The following is a 26,020-nucleotide window of genomic DNA, read 5'->3' as shown; positions in this document are numbered from 1 at the left end:
GGCCATGGAGGACAATGACGGGCGTGACGCACGAGAACCCCCGCACCGATGCCGAGCTCGACCCCCGCGACCCCGAGGACGGCGGTCATGACGCCCGGACCCGCGACGCGCAGGAGCGCATCGCGGAGCTGACCGCCCGCATCGAGCAGGCGCGCGCGGAGTACTACGAGCACGACGCCCCCACCCTCACCGACGGCGAGTACGACGCCCTCGAGAAGGAGCTGCGCGCGCTCGAGGAGGAGAACCCTCAGCTCGCGAAGGAGGACTCGCCCACACGGACGGTCGGCGGGCGGGCCGCCACCGGCCTCGCGACGATCGACCACGCCGAGCGCATGCAGAGCCTGGACAACGTGTTCTCCGTGCAGGAGCTGCGGGACTGGTGCGCCCACGCCGTGGAGGAGATCGGCGGCGAGGTGCGCTGGCTGACGGAGCTCAAGATCGACGGCCTCGCGATCAACCTCCGCTACGAGCACGGCGAGCTCGTCACCGCCGCCACCCGCGGCGACGGCCGCACCGGCGAGGACATCACGACCAACGCCCTGCGCATCGAGGGGATCCCGCGCCGCCTCGAGGGCGAGGGCCACCCCGCCCTGGTCGAGGTGCGCGGGGAGGTCTTCATGCCCACCGCCGCCTTCGCCCGACTCAACGATCTCCAGGTCGAGCTGCGCGAGCGCGCCGTCGCCGAGTCCCGCACCCGCTGGGAGTCCCGCCTGGCCACCTCCCGGCCCTTCGACGAGGAGCGCGAGCAGCTCGCCGCGACCCGTCGCTTCCCGACCTTCGCGAACCCCCGCAACACCGCCGCGGGCGGCCTGCGCCAGCAGCTCGAGAAGAAGGAGGGCCTCGAGCGCGAGGCGGGGGAGGCGCGCCTCGGGGCGCTGAGGCTCACCGTCCACGGCCTCGGCGCCTGGCCCGATCCGCCCGTCGGCTCCCAGAGCGAGATCTACGACCTCCTCGCCTCCTGGGGCCTGCCCACGAGCCGCTACAAGGACGTCGTCACCTCGATCGACGAGGTCGTCGCCTACGTCGAGCACCACGGCGAGCACCGCCACGACGTCGAGCACGAGATCGACGGCATCGTCGTGAAGGTCGACCACTTCGCGCAGCAGCGTCGCCTGGGCTCCACCTCCCGCGCCCCGCGCTGGGCGATCGCCTTCAAGTACCCGCCGGAGGAGGTCACCACCCGCCTCATCGACATCCAGGTGCAGGTGGGCCGCACCGGCCGGGTCACCCCCTTCGGCGTCATGGAGCCCGTGCAGGTCGCCGGGTCCACGGTCGAGAAGGCGACGCTGCACAACCAGTTCGAGGTCGAGCGCAAGGGCGTGCTCATCGGGGACATGGTCGTGCTGCGCAAGGCCGGCGACGTGATCCCCGAGATCCTGGGCCCGGTGGACGCCCTGCGCGACGGCTCCGAGACGCCTTTCGTCATGCCCGAGCGCTGTCCCTCCTGCGGCACGGAGATCCGCCCCGAGAAGGAGGGCGACAAGGACTGGCGCTGCCCCAACACGCGCGACTGCCCCGCCCAGGTGACGGGCCGCGTCGAGCACGCCGCCTCCCGCGGCGGCTTCGACATCGAGACCCTCGGCGAGGAGAGCGCGATCGCGCTCACCGACCCGGAGGGACGGCGCGAGGAGGCCCTCGCCGCCCTGCGCGCCGGGCACGCGATCTACCTGCCGCTGCGTCGCGAGGAGGAGTTCGACTCCCCGGTCTTCGTGACGGTCCGGGGCGGCAAGGAGACGCAGGGCAACGACGGCGTCCCCATGCTCCGCATCACCGAGGAGACCGCCGGTATGCTGCCCGCCCCGCAGCAGCCCGTCGTCACGACCGGGGCGAACCTCTTCGACCTCACCCCCGAGCAGCTGGAGGAGGTCGCCGTCTGGCAGCCCCTGCGGCGGAACGGGGAGCCGACGGGGGACTGGCAGCTCGTGCCCGCCTTCTGGTCCCGCCCCCAGTGGCGGTACTACAAGTCCCGCGGCGAGTGGACACTCACCAAGCCCGCGGCGCCCGGGGCGAACACCCAGAAGCTCATGGACGAGCTCGCCAAGGCGAAGGAGCAGCCGCTGTGGCGTGTGCTCGTCGCCCTGTCCATCCGCCACGTGGGCCCTGCCGCGGCCCGCTCCCTCGCGACCGCCTACGGCACGATGGACGCGATCCGTGCGGCGGATCTCGAGGCGCTCACGGAGACCGACGGCGTGGGCGGCATCATCGCCGAGAGCCTGCGCGAGTGGTTCGCCGTGGACTGGCACGGGGAGATCGTCGATGCCTGGGCCGCGTCCGGCGTGCGCATGGCGGACGACGTCGAGGAGGGCTTCGTGAAGACCCTCGAGGGACTCACCGTCGTCGTCACCGGCGGCCTCGAGGGCTACTCCCGCGACGGCGCGAAGGAGGCGATCATCTCCCGCGGCGGCAAGGCCTCCGGCTCCGTCTCGAAGAAGACCGACTTCGTGGTGGTGGGGGAGAACGCCGGCTCCAAGGAGACCAAGGCCCGGGACCTGGGCCTGCGGATCCTGGACGAGGCCGGCTTCACGATCCTGCTCGAGCAGGGGCCTGCCGGGCTGCCCGAGCCCGAGCAGGCGGAGTCCGGCGACGCCGACGGGGCCGAGGCGGAGCAGGCATGAGCGCGGAGGCGACCTGGCTGCGGGGGCTCAGCGCCTTCCCGCTCACCCCGCTGCGGGACGGCGCCCTCGACGAGCATGCCCTCACCGCCCTCGTGCGAAGCATCGTCGAGGCGGGCCCCGCGTCGATCGGCGTGCTCGGCTCGACGGGGGTGTACCCGTACCTGCCCCGGGACGTGCGACGCCGCGCGATCGAGGTCGCCGTCGCCGCCTCCGAGGGCGTGCCGGTCCTCGCCGGGATCGGCGCCCTCGCCACGGCGGACGTGCTCGCGCTCGCCGAGGACGCCCAGACCGCCGGGGCGGGCGGCGTGCTCCTCGCTCCCGTCAGCTACCACCCGCTCGCCGATCCCGAGGTGGTGGGGCTGTTCTCCGACGTCGCCGCGGAGCTGTCCGTCCCGCTCGTGGTCTACGACAACCCCGGCACCACACACGTGACCTTCACCCCGGAGCTCCACGCCGAGGTCGCGGCGCTGCCGGCCGTCGCGGGGATCAAGATCCCGCCGGTTCCCGCGGCGCTCCCCGCGGCGCGCGAGCGGGTCGCCCAGGTGCGCTCCGCGGTCCCGGAGCACGTGCGGGTGGGCGTCTCCGGCGACGCCGTCGGCGCGGTGGGCCTCGAGGCGGGCTGCGACCTGTGGTTCTCCGCGCTCGGCGGGGTGCTGCCCGAGCAGACCATGGCGATCGTCCGCGCGCACGAGGCGGGCCGGGACGAGGAGGCGCGCGCCCTCGCGGCCCACCTGGACGGATTCTTCTCCCTGTTCGCGGAGCACGGCGGGAGCGTGCGCGTGATCGCGGAGATCGCCGTGCAGCGCGGGCTGGTCGGGGAGGATCCCCTCCCACGCCCGCTGCGCGGTCTCGACGCCGCGGGCCGCGCCAGGGTGGCCGACGAGCTCGCCGCGCTCGCGGCGTCCGGGGACGAGAGGGCCGACGGTCTCGACATCGCCCACGGCTGATGGAACGGTGTGTAACGCACATCGCACCCGACAGGAAGGCTGCTCACCCGTGAGCGCCCCACGTCCCGCACACCGTCCCGGCCGGTCCACGGCCCCTCATCCGCCGTCCTCCGGCCCCGGAGTGGACCGACGCGCGCTGCTGCGCGGAGCCGGTCTGCTCGGGTCCGTCGCCGCGACCGGGGCGGCGATCGCTCCCGCCCAGGCCGCCCCGGCGCCCGCGACGGTGGATCCGTCCGCCTTCCGCCTGACCGCCGACTACACGTCCTTCACCGCACGGGTCGAGGCGCTGCTGGAGCAGGCCGGTCGGGCGAGCGTCAGCGAGGTGATGGACCACGCCAACCACGAGCGCACTCCCGCCACGGTGATCGACACGCAGGTCCACGGGTTCCGCTTCGCCACGAGCGACGAGAACGACCCCGATGCCTTCCCGCAGGGGATCGCCACGAGCCGCGACGCGGTGGGCACCGCGGGGAACGGTCGCTACGACGGGCGCCAGGTGATCGCCGTCAGCTTCTACAACAAGTCCCCGAAGTCCAGCCGCATCAACCTCATCGACTGGGACGCGGACCATCCCGACGCCTATCGGCGGATCCTGCTCGTCGAGCCGACCGGGACCGCGGAGGAGCCCAGCTTCCGCGACGTGGAGATCCACGCCGGCGGGATCGCCTGGTACGGGGACCTGCTCTACGTCGCGGACTCCGCGGCGAAGCCCGGCGGGATGCGGGTGTTCGACATGAGCAGGATCCTCACCACCGACACCGGCGGCACGAAGGACCAGATCGGTCGCGTGGGCGGGACCTTCTACGCGCACAACTACGCCTACGCCCTGCCGCAGGTCGGGACGATCTCCTCGGAGGTGGACGCGGGCACCGCGCCGCTCGTGTGGTCGACGATCTCGCTGGACCGCGTGACCCGGTCGATCGTCATGACCGAGTACCGCTGCGAGGACTGCGACGACTACCCCACGGGCACCACCCGTGCCGTTCGCTTCGGCTTCCAGCAGGGCGGCCCCACCTTCGCCCGGTCCACGACCGCGAGCGAGGCGCTCGAGGTGCCGCTGCACAACCTCAACGGCGTCGGCTCCCACAACGGGCGCTGGTGGTTCAACAGCTCCCGCCGGAAGACCCTCTCCCACTGGCCCGGCGAGGGAGCGCTCACCACCTATCCCTGGGTCTCCTGGGGACAGTCGCTGAGCTACTGGGAGGACGCGGACGGCCCCGACCTCCTGTGGTCCCTCACCGAGGGCGAGGGGTTCCGTGCGGTGTTCGCCGTGGAGCAGAGCGGCTACAGCTGACCTTCCGCGGAGCTCACGCCTGCTGCGCGAGCGCGAGCGGCAGCACGGGCCCGGAGCCCGCACGGCGCAGCAGGCGCGCCGCGACCGCCATGGTCCAGCGGGTGTCGATCACGTCGTCGACCAGCAGGACCGGTGCGCCGTCGAGCTGCTCGAGCCGGGCCTGCAGCTGCTCGCCCACGGTGAAGCGCTCCCACAGGTCCGCGACGCGGAAGGCGCTGTTCCCGCCGCCCCGCAGCGGGCCGGCGCCCGCGGCGAAATCGAGGGCGCCGAGGTCCTCGAGCCGGCCGATCCCTGCGATCCCCGCGGCGAGCGAGCCCACCAGCCGGGGCCGCGTGCTCGAGGGGACGGCGACGACCGCCGCGGGCCGCTGCGCCCAGTCCCAGTCCTTCAGCACCTCGACGATCCGGGAGCCGATCCGCTCGGGCACGACGTCGTCCACGGGGCGGCCGTCCTCGTCCGTGCGCAGGAGCTCCCGCAGCGGGACCGCCCAGCCGAGGTCGGACATGCGGGCGATGACCCGCCCCTCCGCGGCGCGCTCGCCCTCCGGGATGCGTCCCTTGGGGGCGCCCGCCCCCAGCAGACGGTCCAGGCCCGAGGGCCAGCTCGCCCGCGGCTCGACCGGCACCCCGACCCGGTCGAGCAGGGCCGCGACGCGCGCATCGGCGCCCTCGGCACCCTCGGAGCCGTCGGCACCGGAGGCCGGGGCGTCGGGGGTGGGGAACCACGGCCCGGCGCATACGTCGCAGCGGCCGCAGGGCTCTGCGGTCGCGTCGTCGAGCTGCCGGGCGAGGAACACCATCCGGCACTGCTCGGGGCCGCCCGCGAGGCGCTCGTACTCGAGCATGGCCTGCTGCTCCTCCCGGCGCGCGCGGGCCACGGTCGCGTAGCGCTCGGCGTCGTAGTGCCAGGGTGCCCCGGTCGCGATCCAGCCGCCCTTGACGTTCTGCACCGCGCCGTCGACGGCGAGCACCTTGAGCAGCAGCTCGAGCGCGCTGCGGCGCACGTCCACCCGCGCCTCGAGCGCCGGGGTGCTCAGCGGCGCCCCGGACTCCGCGAGGGCGGTGAGCACCTGCGAGGCGCTCTCCTGCGAGGGCATCGAGGAGGTCGCGAAGTACTCCCAGATCGCGCGGTCCTCCCGGCCTGGCAACAGGAGCACGTCCGCCCGGTCGGTCGCGCGCCCCGCGCGGCCCACCTGCTGGTAGTAGGCGACGGGGGAGGAGGGCGCCCCGAGATGGATCACGAAGCCGAGGTCCGGCTTGTCGAAGCCCATCCCCAGCGCGCTCGTCGCGGCGAGCGCCTTGACCTCGTTGTCCTTGAGCGCCTGCTCGAGCTCGGCCCGCTCCTCGGGGTCGGTGCGCCCGGTGTAGGCGCGCACGCGCCGCCCCGGCCGGTCCAGCAGGGAGGCGAGATCCTCCGCGGCGGAGACGGTCAGCGCGTAGATGATCCCGGAGCCCTCGAAGGAGTCCAGGTGGCGCACCAGGTAGTCCAGCCGCTGACGGTCGTCCTCCAGGCTCAGCGAGCCGAGCCGCAGCGACTCGCGGGTGAGGGAGCCGCGCAGGGTGAGCACCTCCGCGCCCGTCTCGCCGGTGCCGAGCTGCTCGGCGACGTCGGCGACCACGCGGGAGTTCGCGGTGGCGGTCGTGGCGAGGACGGGCACGTGCCCGCCGAGCTCGGTGACGAGATCCCGCAACCGGCGGTAGTCGGGCCGGAAGTCGTGCCCCCAGTCGGAGATGCAGTGGGCCTCGTCGATCACGAGCAGCCCGCAGCGGTCCACCAGGCGCGGCAGCTGCTCCTCGCGGAAGCGCGGGTTGACCAGGCGCTCGGGGGAGACCAGCAGGACGTCGATCGCGTCGGCCGCGAGGCCCTCCTCGATGTCACGCCACTCGGTGGGGTTCGCGGAGCTGATCGCCTCGGCGCGCACCCCGGCGCGGCGGGCCGCGGCGACCTGGTCCCGCATGAGCGCGATGAGCGGGGAGATGATCAGCGCCGGACCGGCCCCCCGGTGGCGCTGCAGCAGCGCGGCGAGGAAGTAGACGGCGGACTTCCCCCAGCCGGTGCGCTGGACGACGAGCACCCGCCGGTGCTCCGCGACGAGCGCCTCGATCGCCTCGAACTGCCCCTCATGGAACCGGGCGTCCTCCCGGCCGGTGAGCGCCCTCAGCCCCGCGAGGGCCTCCTCGTGCAGAGCGTCATGGTCATCGCGGACGGCGGGGGAGGACGGTGCAGACATGCCCCCAGTGTGCCGGTCCTCCCCGACGTGCGGCGGCGGCAGGACCCCTCGGTGGACGCCGGCGGTGTGGGGAGGAACGGCTGTTCACCGGCGCGGGCGGCCGTCCGTCGGCCGGGACGGTCCTCTCAGATGTCGTAGCCGGGGCCCGCGTCCCGCTCGGTCTCCTCGCGCGTGCGCTCGGCCTCCTCGTCCTCCGCGGCCTGGCGGCGCATCCGCTCGACGGTGGACTCGTCGTCGTGCATCGGGTCCTCCTTCGAGGCCAGCGCCCGGCGCATGCGCCGCTCGTGCAGCTGCGCCTCCCGGATCGCGGGGTTGTCGGAGAGCGGCTCCTCGTCCTTCGGGTCGTGCGAGTGGTAGTCCACATGGGGATCGACGGACATGTCCTCCACCTTCGGCATCGGGCGGTCCCGCGCGTCGCTGCGCAGGCTGGACGGTGAGTCTAGTCGGCGGGCGCCGCGTAGGGTCGTGATCATGCCGAAGCGCTCCCGCCGCCCCACCTCCCGGTCCTCTGCGTCCTCCTCGTATTCCGACATCGACGGCTCCGCCCTCGTGGAGTCCCTGCTGGGCGGCTGGCGCGCGCTCGCCCGCCTCGACGTGGACGGCTTCGCGCTGCTGCGCTCGCGCGGGGTCACCCGCCGTGCGAACAGCATCGTGCCGATCGACCCGCCCGCGGAGCCCGCCGCTCTCGCCGCCGCCGTCGAGCGGCTCGAGGGCCTCGCCGAGGCCGCCGGGCAGACCCCCACCTTCCGCCTGTTCACGGCTCCGCGCCTCGAGCACGGCCCGCTGTGGGAGCTGCTCCTGGCCCGCGGCTACGTCCCCGAGGGGCACACGCTCGTCCAGCAGCGCGAGCTCCCAGCCGCCGGGACCGCGCCGCACCCCGGCGCCCGGATCCTCGTGGGCGCCCCGGACGAGGACTGGCTCGCCGCCTCCTGGCGCCTCTCCCCGCGGCCCGAGGAGGGCGCCCGGGAGACCACGCGCGACCTCATGGCCGGCACGCCCGCCGTCTACGTCTCCCTGCCCTCGGCCGATGGCGCGGCGGACGCCGCCGTCGGCCGCGCCGCCCTCGTCACCCAGGGCCGACGCACCGTCGCGGTGCTCGACGCGATCGCCGTGGACCCCGCCCACCGCCGCCACGGGCTGGGCCGCGCCGTCGTCGGCTCCCTGCTCGCGCTCGCGGCCGTCCAGGGCGCCGGCCACGCCCTGCTCGAGGTCGAGGAGCGCAACGCCGCCGCCCGCGCCCTCTACCGGGGCGCCTGTTTCCACGCGGGCGGCGAGTACCACTACCTCCGCCGCGCCTGAACGGCGACCGTCCGGCTGCGCGGGCGTCGCGGCCTAGACTGTCCCCATGCCTTCGATCGGACGAGACGACGTCGCACGCCTCGCCGACCTCGCACGGATCCAGCTCACCGATGAGGAGGTCGACCGCCTGTCCGGCGAGTTCGACGCCATCATGGACGCTGTCGCCTCCGTGTCCGAGGTCGCCACGGCCGACGTCCCCGCAACCAGCCACCCCATCCCCATGACGAACGTGTACCGCGAGGACGTCGTCACGGACACCCTCACGCAGGAGCAGGCCCTCGCCGCCGCGCCCCAGGCGGAGGACGGCCGTTTCGCCGTGCCGCAGATCCTGGGGGAGGAGTGACCATGACCAGCACCGACATCCTGCGCACCTCCGCGGCCTCGCAGGCCGCCGCGCTCGCCGCCGGGGAGATCTCCTCCGCCGAGCTCACCGCCGCCCACCTGGACCGCATCGACGCCGTGGACGGCGACCTGCACGCCTTCCTCCACGTGAGCCGCGACGAGGCCCTGACCACCGCCCGTGACGTCGACACCCGCCGTGCCGCGGGGGAGGAGCTGCACCCGCTCGCGGGCGTGCCCGTCGCCGTCAAGGACGTCGTCGTCACCGAGGGCATCCCCACCACGGCCGCCTCGAAGATCCTCGAGGGCTGGGTCCCGCCGTACGACGCGACCCTCGTCGAGAAGCTCCGCGCCGCCGGCCTGCCGATCCTCGGCAAGACCAACATGGACGAGTTCGCCATGGGCTCCTCCACGGAGAACAGCGCCTTCGGCCTGACCCGCAACCCGTGGGACCGCGAGCGGATCCCGGGAGGCTCGGGCGGCGGCAGCGCCGCGGCGGTGGGCGCCTTCGAGGCCCCGCTCGCGATCGGCACGGACACGGGCGGCTCGATCCGCCAGCCCGCCTCCGTCACCGGCACCGTGGGCGTCAAGCCCACCTACGGCTCCGTCTCCCGCTACGGCCTCATCGCCATGGCGAGCTCCCTGGACCAGGCCGGCCCCGTCACCCGCACGGTGGCCGACGCAGCGCTGCTGCACGAGCTCATCGCCGGGCACGACGCCCGCGACTCGACCTCGCTCACCGACCCCGTCGGCGCCTACGCCGCCGCGGCCGGCCGCAAGGACGTCAAGGGCCTGCGGATCGGCGTGATCGAGCAGCTCGAGGGCGAGGCCTTCGCCCCCGAGGTCAGCGCCCGCTTCACCGAGTCGCTCAGCCTGCTCGAGCAGGCCGGCGCGGAGATCGTGCGCGTCTCCTGCCCGAACTTCGGCTACACGCTCGGCGCTTATTACCTGATCATGCCGTCGGAGGCGTCTTCGAACCTCGCGAAGTTCGACGGCATGCGCTTCGGCCTGCGGGTGGTCCCGGAGGAGAGCCCGACGGCCGAGTCCGTCATGAAGGCGACCCGCGGCCAGGGCTTCGGCGACGAGGTCAAGCGACGCATCCTGCTGGGCACCTACGCGCTCTCCGCGGGCTACTACGACGCCTACTACGGCAGCGCCCAGAAGGTCCGCACGCTCGTGCAGCGGGACTTCGCGTCCGCCTTCGAGAAGGTCGACGTGCTCGCCTCGCCCACCGCGCCCACGGTCGCCTTCCGCCTCGGCGAGAAGGTCGACGACCCGCTGGCGATGTACGCCAACGACATCGCCACGATCCCGGCGAACCTCGCGGGCGTCCCCGGCATCTCGCTGCCCAGCGGCCTCGCCGAGGACGGCCTGCCCGCCGGCATCCAGTTCCTCGCCCCCGCCCGCGGGGACGAGCGTCTCTACCAGGTGGGCGGCGCTCTCGAGGCGCTGCTCGAGGACTCCTGGGGCGGTCCGCTGCTGGACCGGGCCCCCGATCTCGCCGGAGGTGCGGACCGATGACCACCACCACGACCGAGCTGGTCGACTACGACGACGCGACGGACCGCTACGACCCGGTGCTCGGCATCGAGGTCCACGTGGAGCTCGGCACCGCCACCAAGATGTTCGACGGTGCGCCGAACATCTTCGCCGCGGAGCCCAACACGGCGATCACCCCGGTCTCCCTCGGGCTGCCCGGCTCGCTGCCGGTCGTCAACGGCACGGCCGTCGAGTACGCGATCCGGATCGGCCTCGCGCTGAACTGCTCGATCGCGGAGACCTGCCGCTTCGCCCGGAAGCAGTACTTCTACCCGGACCTCACGAAGAACTTCCAGACCTCGCAGTACGACGAGCCCATCGCCTTCGACGGCTGGGTCGACGTCGAGCTGGAGGACGGGGAGATCGTGCGCGTCGAGATCGAGCGCGCGCACATGGAGGAGGACGCCGGCAAGAACACCCACGTGGGCGGCGCGACCGGTCGCATCCAGGGCGCCACGCACTCCCTCGTCGACTACAACCGTGCCGGCGTGCCGCTCGTCGAGATCGTCACGCGTCCCATCGAGGGCACCGGCAAGCGGGCCCCCGAGGTCGCCGCCGCCTACGTGCGCACCCTGCGGGACATCTTCCGGACCCTCGACGTCTCCGAGGCCCGCATGGAGCGCGGCAACGTGCGTGCGGACGTCAACGTCTCCCTGCGGCCCACGCCCGAGTCCCCGCTCGGCACCCGCACCGAGACCAAGAACGTCAACTCGTTCCGGGCGATCGACCGCACCGTGCACTTCGAGATCTCCCGCCAGGCGGGCATCCTCGACGCGGGCGGCACGGTCATCCAGGAGACCCGGCACTTCCACGAGGACACCGGCTCGACCTCCTCGGGCCGCGTGAAGTCCGACGCCGAGGACTACCGCTACTTCCCGGAGCCGGACCTCGTCCCCGTCGCGCCGAGCCGCGAGTGGGTCGAGGAGATCCGCAACGCGCTGCCGGAGCTGCCGGCCGCGCGCCGTCGCCGCCTGCTCGGCGAGTGGGGCTTCAGCGACCTCGAGATGCGGGACGTGCAGAACGCCGGCGCGCTCGACCTCATCGAGCAGACCGTCGCCGCGGGCGCCTCCGCGCAGTCCGCCCGCAAGTGGTGGATGGGCGAGCTGGCCCGGGTGGCCCGCGAGCAGGAGGTCGAGCTCGAGGAGCTCACCGTCACCCCGGCGCAGATCGCGGAGCTGCAGGGCCTCGTCGACGGCAAGAAGATCAACGACAAGATCGCCCGGAAGGTCCTCGGCTCCGTGCTCGAGGGCGAGGGCGACCCGGCCGCGATCGTGGAGGCCGAGGGCCTCGCCGTCGTCTCCGACGACTCGGTGCTCACGGCCGCCGTCGACCAGGCCATCGCGGACAACCCCGACGTGGTCGCGAAGATCCAGGGCGGCAAGGTCCAGGCGATCGGCGCGCTGATCGGCCCGATCATGAAGGCCACCCGCGGTCAGGCCGACGCCGGCCGCGTGCGCGAGATCATCATGGAGAAGCTCGGCGTGCAGGGCTGAGAGCCCGCTACCGCGCACCGGAGCGCCGCACCCATGAGCGGTGCGGCGCTCCGTCGTCCCCGGGGTGACGCGGACGGACCAGCTCGCCGCCGCGCCCGAGCCGATCGGCTCACCCGGCGCGGACGGCTCGTCGACATCCTCGAGGAGAACCTCCTGCACCCGGGGTTGGCGTCGACCGTGCGCGAGGCGATCGACGGTCTGGTGGGCGACGACCCGCCGTGACCATTCGGTGCAGCAGCACCGGAACAGCGCTCTGTCCAGGTCTTATGTCCGATCCTCAGGGATCGTGGGACATGTCATGCGCCAGGCGGGGCAGAGTTGCGCGCGTCGACGGTTGCATATTTAGGGTAGCCAACCCTTAGTCGCGCCGGGCTCCGTGCCCGCCTCACCCGGAGGTCCCGCCCATGGCCGTCCTCGCCACCGCTCCCGCCCCGTCGACCGCCGCCCGCCGGCAGACCGCGACCGTCGTCGACCCGCCGCAGAGCCCCACCGGACCGGCACCCTCCGGGCTGCTCACCGCCCGCACCTCCGAGGACTACGCGGCGCTCCTGCACCGCACCGTGGACCGCCTCGCTGACCGCTTCGCGAGCGTCGACGCCCCGAGCGCCGGCCCGGACCTCGAGCGCCTCCGCCACCTCGTCGGCGCCGCCGACCTCGACGGCCCCGGCGTCGGATCGGGCGCCGCCCTCGCCGAGGCGGACTCCCTCTATGCGCGCAACGCCGTGTGGTTCCACCACCCCGCCTATCTCGCCCACCTCAACTGCCCCGTCGCCGTGCCCGCCGTCGCCGCGGAGGCGATGCTCGGCGCGATCAACACCTCGGTGGACACCTACGACCAGTCCCTCGTCGGCACCCTCATGGAGCAGCGGCTCGTGGCCTGGACCGCGGAACGGATCGGGTTCACCGGCGGCGACGGCGTCTTCACCTCCGGCGGCACCCAGTCCAACCTGCAGGCGCTCTTCCTCGCCCGCACCCGCGCCGAGCGCACGAGCGGCGAGCCCCGCTCCTCCCTGCTGCCCCGGCTGCGGGTGCTCAGCACCGACGCCGCCCACTTCTCCGTCTCCCGCTCCGCCGCGCTGCTGGGCCTGGACGAGGACGCCGTGCGCACGGTCGCCACGGATGCCGACGGGCGCATGGACCCCCGCGCCCTGCGCACCCTCCTCGCCCACCTCCACGCCGCCGGGGACACGGTCATGGCCGTCGTCGCGACCGCCGGCACCACCGACCGCGGTCTCGTGGACCCGATCGCCCCGATCGCCGAGGTCACGAGTGCCGCCGGCGTGTGGCTCCACGTCGATGCGGCCTACGGGGGCGGGCTCCTCGTCTCCCCGCGCCGCCGGCATCTCCTGGACGGCATCGAGCACGCGGACTCCGTGACCGTGGACTACCACAAGACCTGGTTCCAGCCCGTCTCCTCGAGCGCGCTCGTGGTCCGCGACCCCGCGGACCTCGCCGCCGCCGCCCACCATGCCGATTACCTCAACCCCGCCGCCGAGGCCGCCTCCGAGGACGCCGAGCCCAACCAGGTGGACCGCTCCCTGCAGACCACCCGCCGCTTCGACGCGCTCAAGCTCTGGACCACGCTGCGGGCGCTCGGCCCCGAGCACATCGGGAGCATGGTCGACGCGATCTGCGACCTCGCGATCGCCGTGCGCGCGCACCTCGAGGAGGACCCGGACCTCCACGTGCAGGGCACCACGGACCTCAGCACCGTGATCCTCCGCTTCCAGCCGCCCGGCGTGCCCGACGCCGTGGCCGACGACCTGCAGGCGCGGATCCGCCGCGACCTGTTCCGCTCGGGCCGCGCGATGGTCGCCCGCACCACGATCGACGGTGTGCCCTGCCTCAAGCTCACGCTCCTGAACCCCGAGACGACCGTGGCCGACGTCGCCGCCGTGCTCGAGCACGTCCGTGCGACCGGCGAGCAGCTGCTCGCGGGGACGGAGGCGACGCGATGAGCACGGGCACCACGAGTCCCCACGTCCACGACCTCATCGGCATCGGCATCGGACCCTTCGGCCTGGGCCTCGCCGCCCTCGCCGATCCCCTGGAGGACGTCGACGCGGTGTTCCTCGACCAGGCCGCCGGCTTCTCCTGGCACCCCGGCCTGCTCATCGAGGGGACCACCCTGCAGGTGCCCTTCCTCGCCGATCTCGTGACGATGGCGGACCCCACCTCCCGCTACTCGTTCCTCAACTTCCTCAAGGCGACCGGCAGGCTCTACCCCTTCTACATCCGGGAGTCGTTCTACCCGCTGCGCGCCGAGTACGACGCCTACTGCCGCTGGGTCGCCGAGCAGCTGGACTCGCTGCGCTGGCGGCGCCGCGCGGTCGAGGTGGTCGAGGAGGGCGAGCACCTGCTCGTCACCGTCGAGGTGCTCGGCGAGGACGGCCGTGCCCGGGGCCTGGAGCACCTGCGCACCCGGCACCTCGCCCTCGCGCTCGGCACCGCCCCGCACCTGCCCGGGCCGCTCGCCGCCCTCGCCGAGCAGTCGGCCGACGGCGCGCCCGTGCTTCACAGCGCCGGGTACCTCGACCGCCGCGAGGAGCTGCTGTCCCGCGACTCGGTGACCGTCGTCGGCAGCGGGCAGTCCGCCGCGGAGGTCTACCGCGACCTGCTCGAGGCGAGCGAGGGGCGCGGCACCCGCGTGGACTGGGTGACCCGCTCCCCGCGGTTCTTCCCCATGGAGTACACGAAGCTCACCCTCGAGATGACCTCCCCGGAGTACACCGATCTGCACCGCTCCCTGCCCGGGGAGGTGCGGGACCGGCTCTCCCGCGAGCAGCGCCAGCTGCACAAGGGGATCAGCGCCCCGCTCATCGACGAGATCCACGAGCTGCTCTACCGGCTCTCCGCAGGGGGCGCCGAGGTGCCGAGCACCCTGCGCGCCGGCACCGCTGTCACCGCGGCCCGCCGCGAGGGCGAGCAGATCGTCCTGGACCTCGAGCACGAGCTCACCGGGACCGGCCGCACCCACCGCACCGGCGCCGTCGTCGCCGCGACCGGCTACGCGCCGCGCGAGCCGCAGCTGCTGGACGCCCTGGGGGAGCGGGTGCTGCGTGACGAGCACGGCCACCCCGCGCCCCGCCGCGACTACACCCTCGACGCCGACGGCCGCCTCCACGTGCTCGGCACCGAGGAGCACACCCACGGCGTCACCGCCCCGGACCTCGGCTTCGGCGCCTGGCGCGCCTCCGTGGTGCTCGCGGCGATCACCGGCCGCGAGCCGTACCCGATCGAGCGCCGCATCGCCTTCCAGAGCTTCGGGCCGGAGGGTGAGCGCTGATGACCGCCCTCCCCTCCACCCACCCACGCCACCCAGGAACCGCCATGGACCTCACGACACGTCCCCTCGACCTCAGCTTCCGCCCGCTCGACCCGGCCGCGGACGCGACCCTCCTGCACCGCTGGCTGAGCATGCCCAGCGCCCGCTTCTGGATGATGACCGAGCACACGCCCGCGCAGGTGCGCACCTACCTCGACCAGATCGCCTGCTCCGCGCACGAGCAGGGGTGGATCGGCATGCGCGGTGGCGAGCCCCTCGTCTACGTCGAGACCTACGACCCCGCGCTGCTGCTCCCCGCCGGGGTGCTCGAGCCGGAGCCCGGGGACCTCGGCATGCACCTGCTCGTCGCCCCGCCGGAGGGCGAGCCCGAGCACGGGCTCACCACGGCCGTCATGGGCGCCGTGGTGCGCTGGTGCCTGCACGGGCGCGGCGCCGCGCGGATCGTCGTCGAGCCCGACGAGCGCAACACGGCGGTGCTCGCGAAGAACGCCGCCGCCGGCTTCCGGGTGCTGCGCACGGTGGAGCTCGGCAGCGGCGCGGAGGCGAAGCGCGCGGCGCTCAGCGTCTGCACGCGCGCCGATCATGCCGCCTCCCTCCTCGGCGAGGGAGCGGACCCGCTCGCGCACCTCGGGGCGGAGGTGGGGGAGCGGGTGCACCGCCAGCTGCTCGCCAAGGCCATCGCCGAGTTCAGCCATGAGCGCATGCTCACCCCGGAGCCGGACGGGAGCGCCGAGGGGGCCTACCGGATCACCGCCCGCGACGGCGCCGTGCGCTGGACCTTCACCGCCCGAGAGCTGCCGCTCGAGCACTGGCTCGTGGACCCGGTCTCGATCCGGCGCCACGAGGACGGCGAGGAGACGCGGCTGGACGTGCTGGACCTCGTCCTCGACCTCCAGGAGCAGCTCGGGCTGCCCGAGGAGCTCGCCTCCACCTACCTCGAGGAGCTCTCCTCGACCTTCGCCGCCCGCTGCGCGACGCTCACCGAGGCCCTCGGGGGCGGCCGCCCCACGAGCGCCGAGCTGCTCTCGGCGGGCCTTGAGGAGATCGAGGCGGCGATGACCGAGGGGCACCCCGGCTTCGTCGCGACCAACGGACGGATCGGCTACGGCCTCGCCGACTACCGCACCTACGCCCCCGAGCAGGGACGCCGCACCCGCCTGCAGTGGGTCGCCCTGCGCCGCGAGCTCGGCCACCTCGCCCTCGGCGAGGGACTGGACGAGCAGTCCCACCTCGACGCCGCCCTCTCGCCGGAGGAGCGGGAGGTGTTCGCCGCGCGCCTGCGCTCCCGGGGCCTGGACCCGGTGGGCTACCACTACCTCCCCCTGCATCCCTGGCAGGCCGATCACCGCCTCGCGATCACCTTCGCCGCCGACGTCGCCCGCGGGGACCTCGTACCGCTCGGGGAGGGCGGGGCGGAGCTCCAGCCCCAGCAGTCCCTGCGCACCTTCCTGGACCGCACGCGCCCCGGCGCCCCGTACGTGAAGACGGCGCTCGCGATCCAGAACATGGGCTTCCTGCGCGGGCTGTCCCCGGCGTACATGCGGGACACCCCCGCGATCAACGACTGGCTCGCCCGCCTCGTCGCCGAGGACGCGGAGTTCGCCCGCTGCGGCGTGACCGTGCTGCGGGAGCGCGCCGCGATCGGCTACATGGGGGACGCCTACCACCGCACAGCGAGCAGCAACCCGCACCGCAAGATGCTCGCCGCGCTCTGGCGGGAGAGCCCGCTGCCGCTGCTGGAGGACGGTGAGCGCGCCTTCACCATGGCCGCACTGCTGCACCGCGACCACGAGGGCCGCTCCTACGCGGGCGCCCTGATCCTCGCCTCCGGCCTCACCCCGGCCGACTGGGTCACGGGCTACCTGCGCGCCTACCTGCGGCCGCTCGCGCACCTGCTGCTCGCCCACGACACGGTCGTCATGCCGCACGGGGAGAACATCATCCTGCGCGTGCGCGACCAGCAGGTGGTCGGCGCCTTCCTCAAGGACATCGGCGAGGAGATGGCCGTGCTGGGGGAGCGGGAGCTGCCCCGGGACGTCGAGCGGATCCGCGCCCTCGTGGGCGGGGAGGAGAAGGCGCTGTCGATCTTCACCGACGTGTTCGACGGCGTGCTGCGCCACCTCTCCGGGATCCTCGACGCCGACGGCCTGCTGGGCGCGGAGGAGTTCTGGGGGCTCGTCGGCCAGGTGCTCGACGAGTACGAGGCGGATCATCCGGACCTCGCCCGAGGCATCGGCGGGGACGTGGACCTGCGCGCCGGGAGCTTCGCCCACTCGTGCCTGAACCGGCTCCAGCTGCGCAACACGCTGCAGATGGTCGACCTCGGCGACCAGGCCTCGTCGCTGCTCTATGCGGGGCGCATGGAGAACCCCGTCGCGAGGCGGGGTGCGGTGATCGCCTGAGGCCGCAGGGTGACGGCACGCGGCGACCGCGATCAGTCCCCGGCGTCCGGGCCGGCCTCCGGGTCCGCCTCCAGCAGCGCCGCGGCCGCGGCGGGCGTGCCGTCCTCGTCGAGCGGAAGGTAGGAGACCACGTGCAGGTCAGGAGCGTCCTGCGGGACGATGTTGACCTGCTCGAAGACGAGCCGGCCCACGCGAGGATGCTCGAAGACACGGCGCCGGGAGCTGAAGCGCTCGACCTCGTGCGCATCCCAGGCACCGCTGAACTCGGGGCTGACCGCGCGCAGATGGCTCACCAGGCGCACGTGCTGCGGCCCGCTGCTGCGACCGCTCGCCTCCGCCCGGTACTCCGCGAGGAACTGCCGGCTGGTCCGGTCCCAGTCCGGCAGCATCGAGCGCACCCAGTCGTCGGTGAAGATGAACTGGAGCAGGTTCCGCTGGGCGGGGTCCGCGTCCCGCACCGCCGGGAAGAGCCCCTCGTACGCGCGGTTCCATGCGGCCACGTCCCAGTGCGTGGTCAGCGCGAACGACGGCGCGGGGTCGAGGGCGTCCAGCAGGTGCTGCACGTGCGAGGGCACCGGGGCGGGCTCGGCGAGATCGGGCCGCGGCGGCGGCGTGAAGCCGGCGAGTCCGAGCACGTAGTCGTGCTCCGCCTCGGTGAGTCGCAGATTCACCGCCACGGCATCGATGACCTGTCGTGACGGGTTGATGTCCCGCCCCTGCTCGAGCCAGGTGTACCAGGTGACCGAGACCCCGGAGAGGAAGGCGATCTCCTCCCGGCGCAGGCCCGTGGTCCGGCCGCGACCCACGGGCGGCAGGTCGTAGTCGGACCGCTCCACCTCGTTGCGCCGTCGGCGCAGGAAGGTGCCGAGCTCGGTGCGTGCGCCGGTGTCCATGCCGCGAAAACTATCAGTTCCACCACTAGTAGCAGCCGTGTCTTGGTGCCCGGTCGCTCCAGGTGGCCTAATGGACCCCATGCCTCAGCTCCGCTCCCGCACCTCGACCCACGGCCGCAACATGGCCGGCGCCCGCGCCCTGTGGCGCGCCACCGGCATGGAGACCTCCGACTTCGGCAAGCCGATCATCGCGATCGCGAACTCGTACACCCAGTTCGTGCCCGGCCACGTCCACCTCAAGAACCTCGGCGACCTCGTCGCCGGCGCGATCAAGGAGGCGGGCGGCACCGCCCGGGAGTTCAACACCATCGCCGTGGACGACGGCATCGCCATGGGTCACGGCGGCATGCTCTACTCCCTGCCCTCCCGCGATGTCATCGCCGACAGCGTGGAGTACATGGTCAACGCGCACTGCGCCGACGCGCTCGTGTGCATCTCCAACTGCGACAAGATCACCCCGGGGATGCTCATGGCCGCGATGCGGCTGAACATCCCGGTCGTCTTCGTCTCCGGCGGCCCGATGGAGTCCGGCAAGCCCGTCGAGGGCGTCGTCGACCACCGTCTCGACCTCGTCGACGCGATCTCGCTCTCCGCGGACGAGACGATCACCGACGTCCAGCTCGCCGAGATCGAGGAGAACGCCTGCCCCACCTGCGGCTCCTGCTCCGGCATGTTCACCGCGAACTCCATGAACTGCCTCACCGAGGCGCTGGGCCTGTCGCTCCCCGGCAACGGCACCACCCTCGCCACCCACGCCTTCCGCAAGGAGCTGTTCCTCCGCGCGGGTCGCACGATCATGGACCTGTGCCGCCGCTACTACGGCGAGGACGACGACTCCGTGCTCCCGCGCAACATCGCGACCAAGGCCGCGTTCTCCAACGCCATGAGCCTGGACGTCGCGATGGGCGGCTCCACCAACACCGTGCTGCACATCCTCGCCGCCGCGATCGAGGGCGAGGTCGACTTCGGCCTCGAGGACATCGACCGCCTCTCCCGCTCCGTGCCGTGCCTCGCGAAGGTCGCCCCGAACAGCCAGAAGTACCACATCGAGGACGTCCACCGGGCGGGCGGCATCCCCGCGATCCTCGGCGAGCTGAGCCGCGCGGGCCTGCTCGACCACTCCGTGCACTCCGTGCACTCGCCGGACCTCGACACCTGGCTCGGCGACTGGGACATCCGCTCGGGGAGCACCACCGCGGAGGCCGAGGCCTTCTTCCACGCCGCCCCCGGCCGCGTGCGCACCACGCAGGCGTTCTCGCAGTCCGCCGTCTGGGAGGACCTCGACCGCGACGGCGAGTCCGGCGCGATCCGCGCGGTCGCCCACGCCTACACGAAGGACGGCGGGCTCTGCGTCCTCAAGGGGAACCTCGCCACCGAGGGCGCCGTCATCAAGACGGCCGGCATCACCGAGGACCTCTTCCACTTCGAGGGCACCGCCGTCGTCTGCGACTCGCAGGAGGAGGCCGTCCAGAAGATCCTCGACAAGACCGTCAAGGAGGGGGACATCGTCGTCATCCGCTACGAAGGCCCCCAGGGCGGCCCGGGCATGCAGGAGATGCTCTACCCGACCTCCTTCCTCAAGGGCCGCGGCCTCGGCAAGGCCTGCGCGCTCATCACCGACGGCCGCTTCTCCGGCGGCACGAGCGGCGTCTCCATCGGCCACATCTCCCCCGAGGCGGCCGAGGGCGGGCTGATCGGCCTCGTCGAGGACGGCGACCGGATCGTGCTCGACGTGGACAAGCGCCTGCTCGAGCTGCAGGTCCCGGACGAGGAGATCGAGCGTCGCCGCACCGCGAAGGGGGCACTGCCGTGGCGCCCCGAGCACCGCGAGCGTCAGGTCTCCCAGGCCCTGAAGGTCTACGCGCACCTCGTGCGCTCGGCGACCTACGGCGCGACCCGCCGCCCGCTGGACTGATCCGCGAACACACCGGATGCCGAGAACGGCCGTCGACCCTGTACGGGGCAGGCGGCCGTTTTCCGTGATCAGGCGTCTCCGCAGGTGAGATATGCCTGAATCTCCTTCTTCAGCTCATTCGATGGAGTCTGCTTCTCCCATTCCTCCCGCGGAATCACCGCAAGCTCCACGATGTCGTCGTCTTCGACCTCGCTGTAGGTGGAGCACGCCGCTCCCGCGATCCATGCGGCGTCGAGACCGGGATCGCCGTTGTACGTGCTGGTGATGCTGAAGGCGCCGGAGGCATCGATGACGTTGACACGATCGTCCTCGGAGAACTCCATGAGGGCGACGTCGAGCGGCCGTCCCGCAAGGTCGTCGAGATCGACCTTGTCGCGAGGACCAGCCGTACAAGAGACCGTGAGGACGAGAATCGCTGCGAGGACAACGGCGAGGTGCACGCGTCGCATCACACCCCGCAGTGGATTCTGGTGGGGTTCGGGCTGAAGGCGTATAGCCATCCACTCGTCGTGCTGGACACGACCCGGCCGTCCATACGGGTGTCCTTCTTGACCTTGTAGCGGTATCCGGTGCCCACCGCGGCCGCGCGGTACTCGGAACCCGCGGACATCTTGGGTGACGTGCAGCTGGTGGTCATCGTGGCAGTCTTCCCAGCCGATATTCCGAGTTGGCCGGAGACGAACTTCTGAGTGGCGCCCAGTGAGGTGGACACTGTCACAGTGGCAGACTTTCCACTGGTGATCGAGCACGTGGAGCCGGACGTGGAGACTTCGCAACTGCCGACGATCTGGGACATGTTCGTCCAATTGATGCTCAGGGTGGACTTGTTGACGACGGAGTACGTCGTGCAATAGAGGTCCGCCTGCGGTGAGAGCTCGTCAGGGTCTACAGCCTGCGCCGTCGATTCCTCCCTCCGGCACGGCGATCCGCTGGGCCGGCAGACCAGTCGATCAGACGCTGCGAGGACTCCCGCTCACGCCCCGAGTGCGGCCTCGTAGCGCTCGAGCGCGATCTCGGCGACGAGCTCGTGGTCGCCGAGGGGCGCGGCGACGACGTCGGCCCCGGCGCCGGAGACCAGGTCATGGAAGTGACCGGGGGCGAGCACGTAGCTCGCGACGACGACCCGGCCGCCCTTCGGCAGCCCCTCGCGCGCCGCGGCCACGGCAGCTGGGACCGACGGCGTCGCCGCATACGCGAACCCGACGGTGGCCTCTCGGCCGAGCCTCGCTGAGAGCAGGCGCGCCATCTCCTCGACCTGCGCGACCCCCTCGGGATCCCGCGTGCCGGACCCGGCCATCACGACGGCGTCGCCGTCGCGCAGACCTGCCTCGTCGAGACGCTGCGCCATCACCTCGGCGAGCCGAGGGTCGGGGCCGAGCGGTCCGGCGGCCGTCGCGGCGCGCCCCGCGACCGCCCCGCCGATGTCGTCCTTCACGTGATAGCCGACGGAGAGCAGCAGCGGCACGACCACGGCCTGCACCGTCTCCGCCTCTCGGGTGCGCATCTCGGCGAGCTCCGCATGGGCGGCGACCACGGCCCGGACGTCGGGGGCCTGCACGTCCACGAACGCCTCACGCACGGGACCCGGGGCCTGTGCGGCGATCCGGGTCAGCAGGGCGCGCAGCACGTCGCGGCCCTCCCGGGAGCGCGTGCCGTGGGAGCAGCCGATCAGCACCGGCGCCGTGCCGGGAGCGGCGGGGGCCGGGAGACCGTCGGCGGTCAGGCCTTCGGCGATCTCCGCACCCTCCGCGAGGGCCTCGCGCCCCGCGCCGTGCGCCGGGACGTCGGCCGCGGCGGCGAGTTCCTCCGGGTGCAGGAAGCCGTCCGCGGCGGTGCGCCCCACCACGATCACCGCGGGATGCCCGATGCCGGCGTCCGCGACGACCTGCTCGATGTCGGCGAGGGTGCCGCGCACCGTCCGCTGGGTCGGGAGGGTCGCCTCTTGCACCACGGCGACCGGTGTCGCGGGGGAGATGCCGTTCAGCAGCGCCTGGGCGACGAGCCGCGGCAGCCACCCGACGCCCATCATCAGCACGGTCGTGGTGCCGGGATCGGCGAGGGCCGCGAGGTCCGCGGGGCCGAGGTCGCCGTGGGCGTTGACGATGTGCACGGCGACGGCGGTGCCCCGCTGGGTGACGGGCACGTCGCCGGCGGCGGGGCCGGCCAGGGCCGAGGTCACGCCCGGCACGACCATCACGTCGATCCCGGCGGCGCGGCAGGCGAGGACCTCCTCGCCGCCGCGGCCCAGAACGAACGGATCCCCGCCCTTGAGGCGCACCACGCGGCGCCCGTCCTGTGCGAGCCGCACGAGCAGCGCCCCGATCGCCTCCTGGGAGAGGGGGTGCGCGCCGGGCCGCTTGCCGACGTCGATCACCTCGACGTCGTCCGCGAGCTCATCGAGCAGGGAGCGCGGGCCGAGCCGGTCGGCGACCACCACGTCGGCCTGGCGCAGCAGCGTCAGGCCACGCACCGTGATCAGGTCCCACGCGCCGGGGCCGCCGCCCACGAGGGCGACAGTCCCGGGCTCGAGGCGGGCCTCGACCAGGCGGGCCTCGACCTGTGGGCCCTCAGCAGGGCGGGACGCGGGCTGCCCGCTCACGCCTCGTCGTCCTGCGACCCCGTGCCCGGGCGCGGGGCGGTGGCGACGTGCACCTGACCGTCGCGGACCTCGACGTCGAACACCCGGATCGGCTTCTTCGCACCGCCGCCGGCATCGATGACGGCCCCCGTCGAGAGGTCCCAGGTCTGCTTGTACATGGGGGAGGACAGGGTGGGGACGAGCCTCTCCGCGTCCTCGCCCTCGGCCGTGAGCCGGTGGGTGCCGACCAGGCCGCGGGAGAGGACGTTCGATCCCGAGTAGGGGTCGTGCTGCTGGACGGCGTGCACGCTGCCGTCGTCCAGCAGGAACACCGCGATCTGGGTGCCGTCCGGCAGCAGCGCGGCCGAGCCCCGCTCCGGGGTCAGGGCCTCGAGCGGGCAGATCGCCACGAGGGAGTCGGCGGGGGCGGTCATCACTGGTCCTCCTGCGAGAGTTGGGCGGCGCCCGCGAGGGCGTGCTCCTTCGCCGCGAGCGGCGTCGGGAAGGTGTCGGCCGGATCGTCCTCGGAGCGCGCCGGGCGGATCTGCTCGCGCTCGATCACGTAGCGCAGGCTCTTGTCGTGCAGGTCCGGGGCGTTGATGAACGACACGAACTTGGCGCGGCGCTCCGGGTCGTTGACCGCCTCGGCCCACTCGTCGACGTACGAGTCGGCGTGGCGCTGCATCGCGGCCTCGAGCTCCTCGCCGATGCCGAGGGAGTCCTCGACGACCACGCGTCGCAGCTCGGCGATGCCGCCCGGGTACTCCTCGACCCAGCGGGCGGTCCGCTGGAGCTTGTCCGCCTCGCGGATGTAGAGGATCAGGAAGCGGTCGATGCAGCGCTGCAGCGTCTCGTCGTCGAGATCCTCGACGAGCAGCTGGGCGTGCGCGGGCTGGGCGCCTCCGTTGCCGCCGACGTACAGGTTCCAGCCGCGGTGCGTCGCGATCACGCCGACGTCCTTCGCCTGGGCCTCGGCGCATTCGCGGGCGCAGCCGGAGACGCCGATCTTCAGCTTGTGCGGGGAGCGCAGGCCGCGGTAGCGGGCTTCGAGGCGGGCGGCCATCGCGGTCGAGTCTCCGACGCCGAAGCGGCACCAGTTCGTGCCGAGGCACGACTTCACCATGCGCAGCGACTTGCCGTAGGCGTGGCCGGACTGGAACCCGGCTGCGACGAGGCGCTCCCAGATCTCGGGCAGCTGCTCGAGGCGCGCCCCGAACATGCCGATCCGCTGGGCGCCGTTGACCTTCACGTACAGGCCGTAGTCCTTCGCGACCTGCGCGAAGACGAGCAGCTTCTCCGGGGTGACCTCGCCGGCGGGCATCGCGGGGATGACCGAGTATGTGCCGTCCTTCTGAATGTTCGCCATGACGTGGTCGTTCGTGTCCTGGAGCGAGCCGAGCTGGCGGCCGACGGGGTTGTGCCGCTTGCCCGCGAGCGCGCCGAGCGAGGACAGGATCGAGGCGACCGTCGGGCGGCACACCGCGCAGCCGCGCCCCGCCCCGGTGCCGTGCGCGGCGACGACCTCGGTGAACGTCTCCTGGCCGCCCTCCTCGACGAGCTTGTACAGCTCGGCGCGGGAGTGGTCGAAGTGCTCGCACAGGGCGCGGGAGACCTCGATGCCGCTCTTCGCGAGCTCCTGGTTCAGGATCTTCGTGAGGGTGGGGACGCACGAGCCGCAGACGGTGCCGGCGGTCGTGCACTCCTTGATCGCGCCGACGGTGTGGCAGCCCTGCTCGTTGACCGAGTGGCGCACGGCACCCGCGGCGATGTTGTTGCACGAGCAGACGACGGCGTCGTCCGGCAGCTCGGCGCCCGCGAGCGCGTCGCCGCCGCCCTCGGGGGCGATCACGGCCGACGGGTCCGCCCCGAGGGCGCGCCCGGTCAGCGGCCGCAGCTGCGAGTACAGGGAGATGTCGCCGACGAACACGCCGCCGAGCAGCGTCGTCGCGTCGTCGCTCAGGACGAGCTTGCGGTACTGGCGGTGCACGGGGTCGACGAAGGACACCTCGAGCGCGTCCGGGGTCATCGCGTTGACGTCGCCGAAGGCCGCCGCGTCGACGCCGACGCCCTTGAGCTTCGTGCCGCCCTCGCCGCGGCTATGGGTGCGGGTGCCGCCGAGGAAGCGGTCCACGACGACGTCGGCCATGTCGTTGCCGGGGGCGATGAGTCCCGCGCACACGCCCTCGAACGAGGCGCACTCGCCGATCGCCCAGATGTCCGGGTCGGAGGTCTGGCAGCTCTCGCCGACCACGATCCCGCCCCGCTCGCCGACCGCCAGGCCCGCCTCGCGCCCGATCCGGTCGCGGGGGCGGATTCCGGTCGAGAAGACGACGACGTCCGCGGGCAGCTCGCTGCCGTCGGTCAGCTCGGCGGTGCCGATCGCGCCGTCCGCGGCGGGGCGGAACGCGGTCGCGCCGACGCCGGTGCGCACGTCGATGCCCTTGTCCTGGATCAGCAGGCGCAGCATCTCGCCGCCGCCGTCGTCGAGCTGGACGGCCATGAGGCGGTCCGCGAACTCGACCACGGTCGAGTGGGCGCCGAGGCCCTGCAGCGCGGCCGCGGCCTCGAGGCCGAGCACGCCGCCGCCGACGACGACGCCGCGGACCTCGCGGCCCAGCGTCTCGCCGCGCTCGGCGACCCAGGCGGCGAGGGACTCGACATCCGCGACCGTGCGGTAGCTGAACGAGCCGGGCAGGTCCTTGCCCTCGGCGCGCGGCGCCCAGGCCCAGGAGCCGGTCGCGAGCACGAGCCGGTCGTACTCGTGGACGGTGCCGGAGGCGCAGGTGACGGTGTGCGCGGAGCGGTCCAGGGACTCGGCCTTGTCGCCGGTGACGAGCGTGATGCGGGGGTCGTCCCACACGCCGGTCTCGAGGGACAGGAGGTCCTCGTGGTGATGATCGAACCAGTCCGACAGGTGCACGCGGTCGTACGGCCGCTGCGGCTCCTCGCCGATCACGGTGAGGGACCAGTCGCCGTCCGGGTCCTCGGCGCGCAGCCGCGCTGCGAGGCGGTGGCCGGTCATGCCGCCGCCGAGGACGAGGAGGCGGGTGCCGTCCAGCGGTGAGCGCGCACGGACGGGGACGAGGGGCGAGGGAGCGGGGACGGTCATGATGACGTTCTCCTGGCGGGTCGGCGAGGTGCTGCCGCCATTGTGGACTCCCCCCGGGGCCGCACCGCAGGACTTCCGGCC

General features: G+C 73.1%; 19 protein-coding genes. 11 read left to right on the top strand and 8 right to left on the bottom strand.

Annotated features, from left to right (window positions below; all coding sequences use genetic code 11):
- The first annotated feature begins 14 nt into the window (after positions 1–14).
- The 3 genes from ABD080_RS12990 (at position 15) to ABD080_RS12980 (ending at position 4,856) form a co-directional block, all read left to right on the top strand.
- Positions 15–2,615, top strand: a complete 2,601-nt coding sequence (locus ABD080_RS12990) for an NAD-dependent DNA ligase LigA (RefSeq protein ID WP_377827315.1) — start codon at positions 15–17, stop codon at positions 2,613–2,615.
- Entirely contained in the window at positions 2,612–3,562 is a 951-nt protein-coding gene (locus ABD080_RS12985) for a dihydrodipicolinate synthase family protein (protein ID WP_343905440.1), read from the top strand. The genes ABD080_RS12990 and ABD080_RS12985 overlap by 4 nt, the downstream gene beginning before the upstream one ends.
- 121 nt (positions 3,563–3,683) lie before the next feature.
- On the top strand, positions 3,684–4,856 hold the full coding sequence (locus tag ABD080_RS12980; RefSeq protein ID WP_343905438.1) for a hypothetical protein: 1,173 nt from the start codon (positions 3,684–3,686) through the stop codon (positions 4,854–4,856).
- A 13-nt stretch (positions 4,857–4,869) separates the two neighbouring features.
- Here the strand turns inward: ABD080_RS12980 and ABD080_RS12975 are convergent, their stop codons facing one another.
- Together ABD080_RS12975 and ABD080_RS12970 are read right to left on the bottom strand one after the other, a co-directional pair.
- Complete coding sequence (locus tag ABD080_RS12975) at positions 4,870–7,086, bottom strand: RecQ family ATP-dependent DNA helicase (protein ID WP_343905436.1); 2,217 nt, start codon at positions 7,084–7,086, stop codon at positions 4,870–4,872.
- A 125-nt stretch (positions 7,087–7,211) separates the two neighbouring features.
- Positions 7,212–7,466, bottom strand: a complete 255-nt coding sequence (locus ABD080_RS12970; protein ID WP_137770513.1) for a hypothetical protein — start codon at positions 7,464–7,466, stop codon at positions 7,212–7,214.
- A 91-nt stretch (positions 7,467–7,557) separates the two neighbouring features.
- Between ABD080_RS12970 and ABD080_RS12965 the strand changes: the two genes are divergently transcribed.
- The 7 genes from ABD080_RS12965 to ABD080_RS12935 all read left to right on the top strand — a co-directional run bounded on the left by ABD080_RS12965 (position 7,558) and on the right by ABD080_RS12935 (position 17,444).
- Entirely contained in the window at positions 7,558–8,385 is an 828-nt protein-coding gene (locus ABD080_RS12965) for a GNAT family N-acetyltransferase (protein WP_343905433.1), read from the top strand.
- A 46-nt stretch (positions 8,386–8,431) separates the two neighbouring features.
- Positions 8,432–8,728 (top strand): Asp-tRNA(Asn)/Glu-tRNA(Gln) amidotransferase subunit GatC, encoded by a 297-nt coding sequence (gene gatC, locus ABD080_RS12960; protein WP_137770515.1) that lies wholly within the window; start codon positions 8,432–8,434, stop codon positions 8,726–8,728.
- A gap of 2 nt (positions 8,729–8,730) precedes the next feature.
- Entirely contained in the window at positions 8,731–10,245 is a 1,515-nt protein-coding gene (gatA, locus tag ABD080_RS12955; RefSeq protein ID WP_343905430.1) for an Asp-tRNA(Asn)/Glu-tRNA(Gln) amidotransferase subunit GatA, read from the top strand.
- Complete coding sequence (gatB, locus tag ABD080_RS12950) at positions 10,242–11,756, top strand: Asp-tRNA(Asn)/Glu-tRNA(Gln) amidotransferase subunit GatB (RefSeq protein WP_137770517.1); 1,515 nt, start codon at positions 10,242–10,244, stop codon at positions 11,754–11,756. Before gatA ends, gatB begins: the two co-directional genes overlap by 4 nt.
- A 404-nt stretch (positions 11,757–12,160) precedes the next feature.
- Positions 12,161–13,714: a pyridoxal phosphate-dependent decarboxylase family protein gene (locus ABD080_RS12945; protein ID WP_343905427.1), complete on the top strand. Its 1,554-nt coding sequence runs from the start codon at positions 12,161–12,163 to the stop codon at positions 13,712–13,714.
- Positions 13,711–15,042, top strand: a complete 1,332-nt coding sequence (locus ABD080_RS12940; protein ID WP_343905425.1) for a lysine N(6)-hydroxylase/L-ornithine N(5)-oxygenase family protein — start codon at positions 13,711–13,713, stop codon at positions 15,040–15,042. Before ABD080_RS12945 ends, ABD080_RS12940 begins: the two co-directional genes overlap by 4 nt.
- Positions 15,043–15,086: 44 nt before the next feature.
- The gene (locus ABD080_RS12935; RefSeq protein WP_343905423.1) at positions 15,087–17,444 is read left to right on the top strand and encodes a GNAT family N-acetyltransferase; all 2,358 of its coding nucleotides are present in this window, start codon (positions 15,087–15,089) and stop codon (positions 17,442–17,444) included.
- Positions 17,445–17,476: 32 nt separating this feature from the next.
- Here the strand turns inward: ABD080_RS12935 and ABD080_RS12930 are convergent, their stop codons facing one another.
- Entirely contained in the window at positions 17,477–18,337 is an 861-nt protein-coding gene (locus ABD080_RS12930) for a helix-turn-helix transcriptional regulator (RefSeq protein ID WP_343905421.1), read from the bottom strand.
- 79 nt (positions 18,338–18,416) lie between these two features.
- Between ABD080_RS12930 and ilvD the strand changes: the two genes are divergently transcribed.
- On the top strand, positions 18,417–20,252 hold the full coding sequence (gene ilvD, locus ABD080_RS12925) for a dihydroxy-acid dehydratase (protein ID WP_343905419.1): 1,836 nt from the start codon (positions 18,417–18,419) through the stop codon (positions 20,250–20,252).
- Positions 20,253–20,320: 68 nt separating this feature from the next.
- Here the strand turns inward: ilvD and ABD080_RS12920 are convergent, their stop codons facing one another.
- The 5 genes from ABD080_RS12920 to nirB form a co-directional block, all read right to left on the bottom strand.
- Positions 20,321–20,692, bottom strand: coding sequence for a hypothetical protein (locus ABD080_RS12920; protein WP_137770525.1), 372 nt, complete (start codon positions 20,690–20,692; stop codon positions 20,321–20,323).
- Positions 20,693–20,700: 8 nt separating this feature from the next.
- Positions 20,701–20,889, bottom strand: a complete 189-nt coding sequence (locus ABD080_RS12915; RefSeq protein WP_343905415.1) for a hypothetical protein — start codon at positions 20,887–20,889, stop codon at positions 20,701–20,703.
- A 336-nt stretch (positions 20,890–21,225) separates the two neighbouring features.
- Complete coding sequence (gene cobA / locus ABD080_RS12910) at positions 21,226–22,851, bottom strand: uroporphyrinogen-III C-methyltransferase (protein WP_343905413.1); 1,626 nt, start codon at positions 22,849–22,851, stop codon at positions 21,226–21,228.
- On the bottom strand, positions 22,848–23,264 hold the full coding sequence (locus tag ABD080_RS12905) for a nitrite reductase (NAD(P)H) small subunit (protein ID WP_137770527.1): 417 nt from the start codon (positions 23,262–23,264) through the stop codon (positions 22,848–22,850). The genes cobA and ABD080_RS12905 overlap by 4 nt, the downstream gene beginning before the upstream one ends.
- Positions 23,264–25,939, bottom strand: a complete 2,676-nt coding sequence (nirB, locus tag ABD080_RS12900) for a nitrite reductase large subunit NirB (protein WP_137770528.1) — start codon at positions 25,937–25,939, stop codon at positions 23,264–23,266. Before nirB ends, ABD080_RS12905 begins: the two co-directional genes overlap by 1 nt.
- Between the last annotated feature and the right edge of the window lie 81 nt (positions 25,940–26,020).

Source organism: Brachybacterium rhamnosum (assembly GCF_039526185.1).
In the GTDB taxonomy this organism is placed as follows: Bacteria; Actinomycetota; Actinomycetes; order Actinomycetales; family Dermabacteraceae; genus Brachybacterium; species Brachybacterium rhamnosum.
Note: the sequence above shows the minus strand (reverse complement) of the source record. Positions and strands in the feature narration are given on the sequence as shown.

Excerpts from the sequence above, each read along its gene's own strand:
- ABD080_RS12935 (WP_343905423.1), top strand. The coding sequence starts at position 15,087 with ATGGACCTCACGACACGTCCCCTCGACCTCAGCTTCCGCCCGCTCGAC.
- nirB (WP_137770528.1), bottom strand. The coding sequence starts at position 25,939 with ATGACCGTCCCCGCTCCCTCGCCCCTCGTCCCCGTCCGTGCGCGCTCA.
- ABD080_RS12940 (WP_343905425.1), top strand. The coding sequence starts at position 13,711 with ATGAGCACGGGCACCACGAGTCCCCACGTCCACGACCTCATCGGCATC.
- ABD080_RS12905 (WP_137770527.1), bottom strand. The coding sequence starts at position 23,264 with ATGACCGCCCCCGCCGACTCCCTCGTGGCGATCTGCCCGCTCGAGGCC.
- ABD080_RS12965 (WP_343905433.1), top strand. The coding sequence starts at position 7,558 with ATGCCGAAGCGCTCCCGCCGCCCCACCTCCCGGTCCTCTGCGTCCTCC.
- ABD080_RS12975 (WP_343905436.1), bottom strand. The coding sequence starts at position 7,086 with ATGTCTGCACCGTCCTCCCCCGCCGTCCGCGATGACCATGACGCTCTG.
- ilvD (WP_343905419.1), top strand. The coding sequence starts at position 18,417 with ATGCCTCAGCTCCGCTCCCGCACCTCGACCCACGGCCGCAACATGGCC.
- ABD080_RS12985 (WP_343905440.1), top strand. The coding sequence starts at position 2,612 with ATGAGCGCGGAGGCGACCTGGCTGCGGGGGCTCAGCGCCTTCCCGCTC.
- gatA (WP_343905430.1), top strand. The coding sequence starts at position 8,731 with ATGACCAGCACCGACATCCTGCGCACCTCCGCGGCCTCGCAGGCCGCC.
- ABD080_RS12990 (WP_377827315.1), top strand. The coding sequence starts at position 15 with ATGACGGGCGTGACGCACGAGAACCCCCGCACCGATGCCGAGCTCGAC.
- gatC (WP_137770515.1), top strand. The coding sequence starts at position 8,432 with ATGCCTTCGATCGGACGAGACGACGTCGCACGCCTCGCCGACCTCGCA.
- ABD080_RS12930 (WP_343905421.1), bottom strand. The coding sequence starts at position 18,337 with ATGGACACCGGCGCACGCACCGAGCTCGGCACCTTCCTGCGCCGACGG.
- ABD080_RS12970 (WP_137770513.1), bottom strand. The coding sequence starts at position 7,466 with ATGTCCGTCGATCCCCATGTGGACTACCACTCGCACGACCCGAAGGAC.
- ABD080_RS12945 (WP_343905427.1), top strand. The coding sequence starts at position 12,161 with ATGGCCGTCCTCGCCACCGCTCCCGCCCCGTCGACCGCCGCCCGCCGG.
- gatB (WP_137770517.1), top strand. The coding sequence starts at position 10,242 with ATGACCACCACCACGACCGAGCTGGTCGACTACGACGACGCGACGGAC.
- ABD080_RS12915 (WP_343905415.1), bottom strand. The coding sequence starts at position 20,889 with ATGACCACCAGCTGCACGTCACCCAAGATGTCCGCGGGTTCCGAGTAC.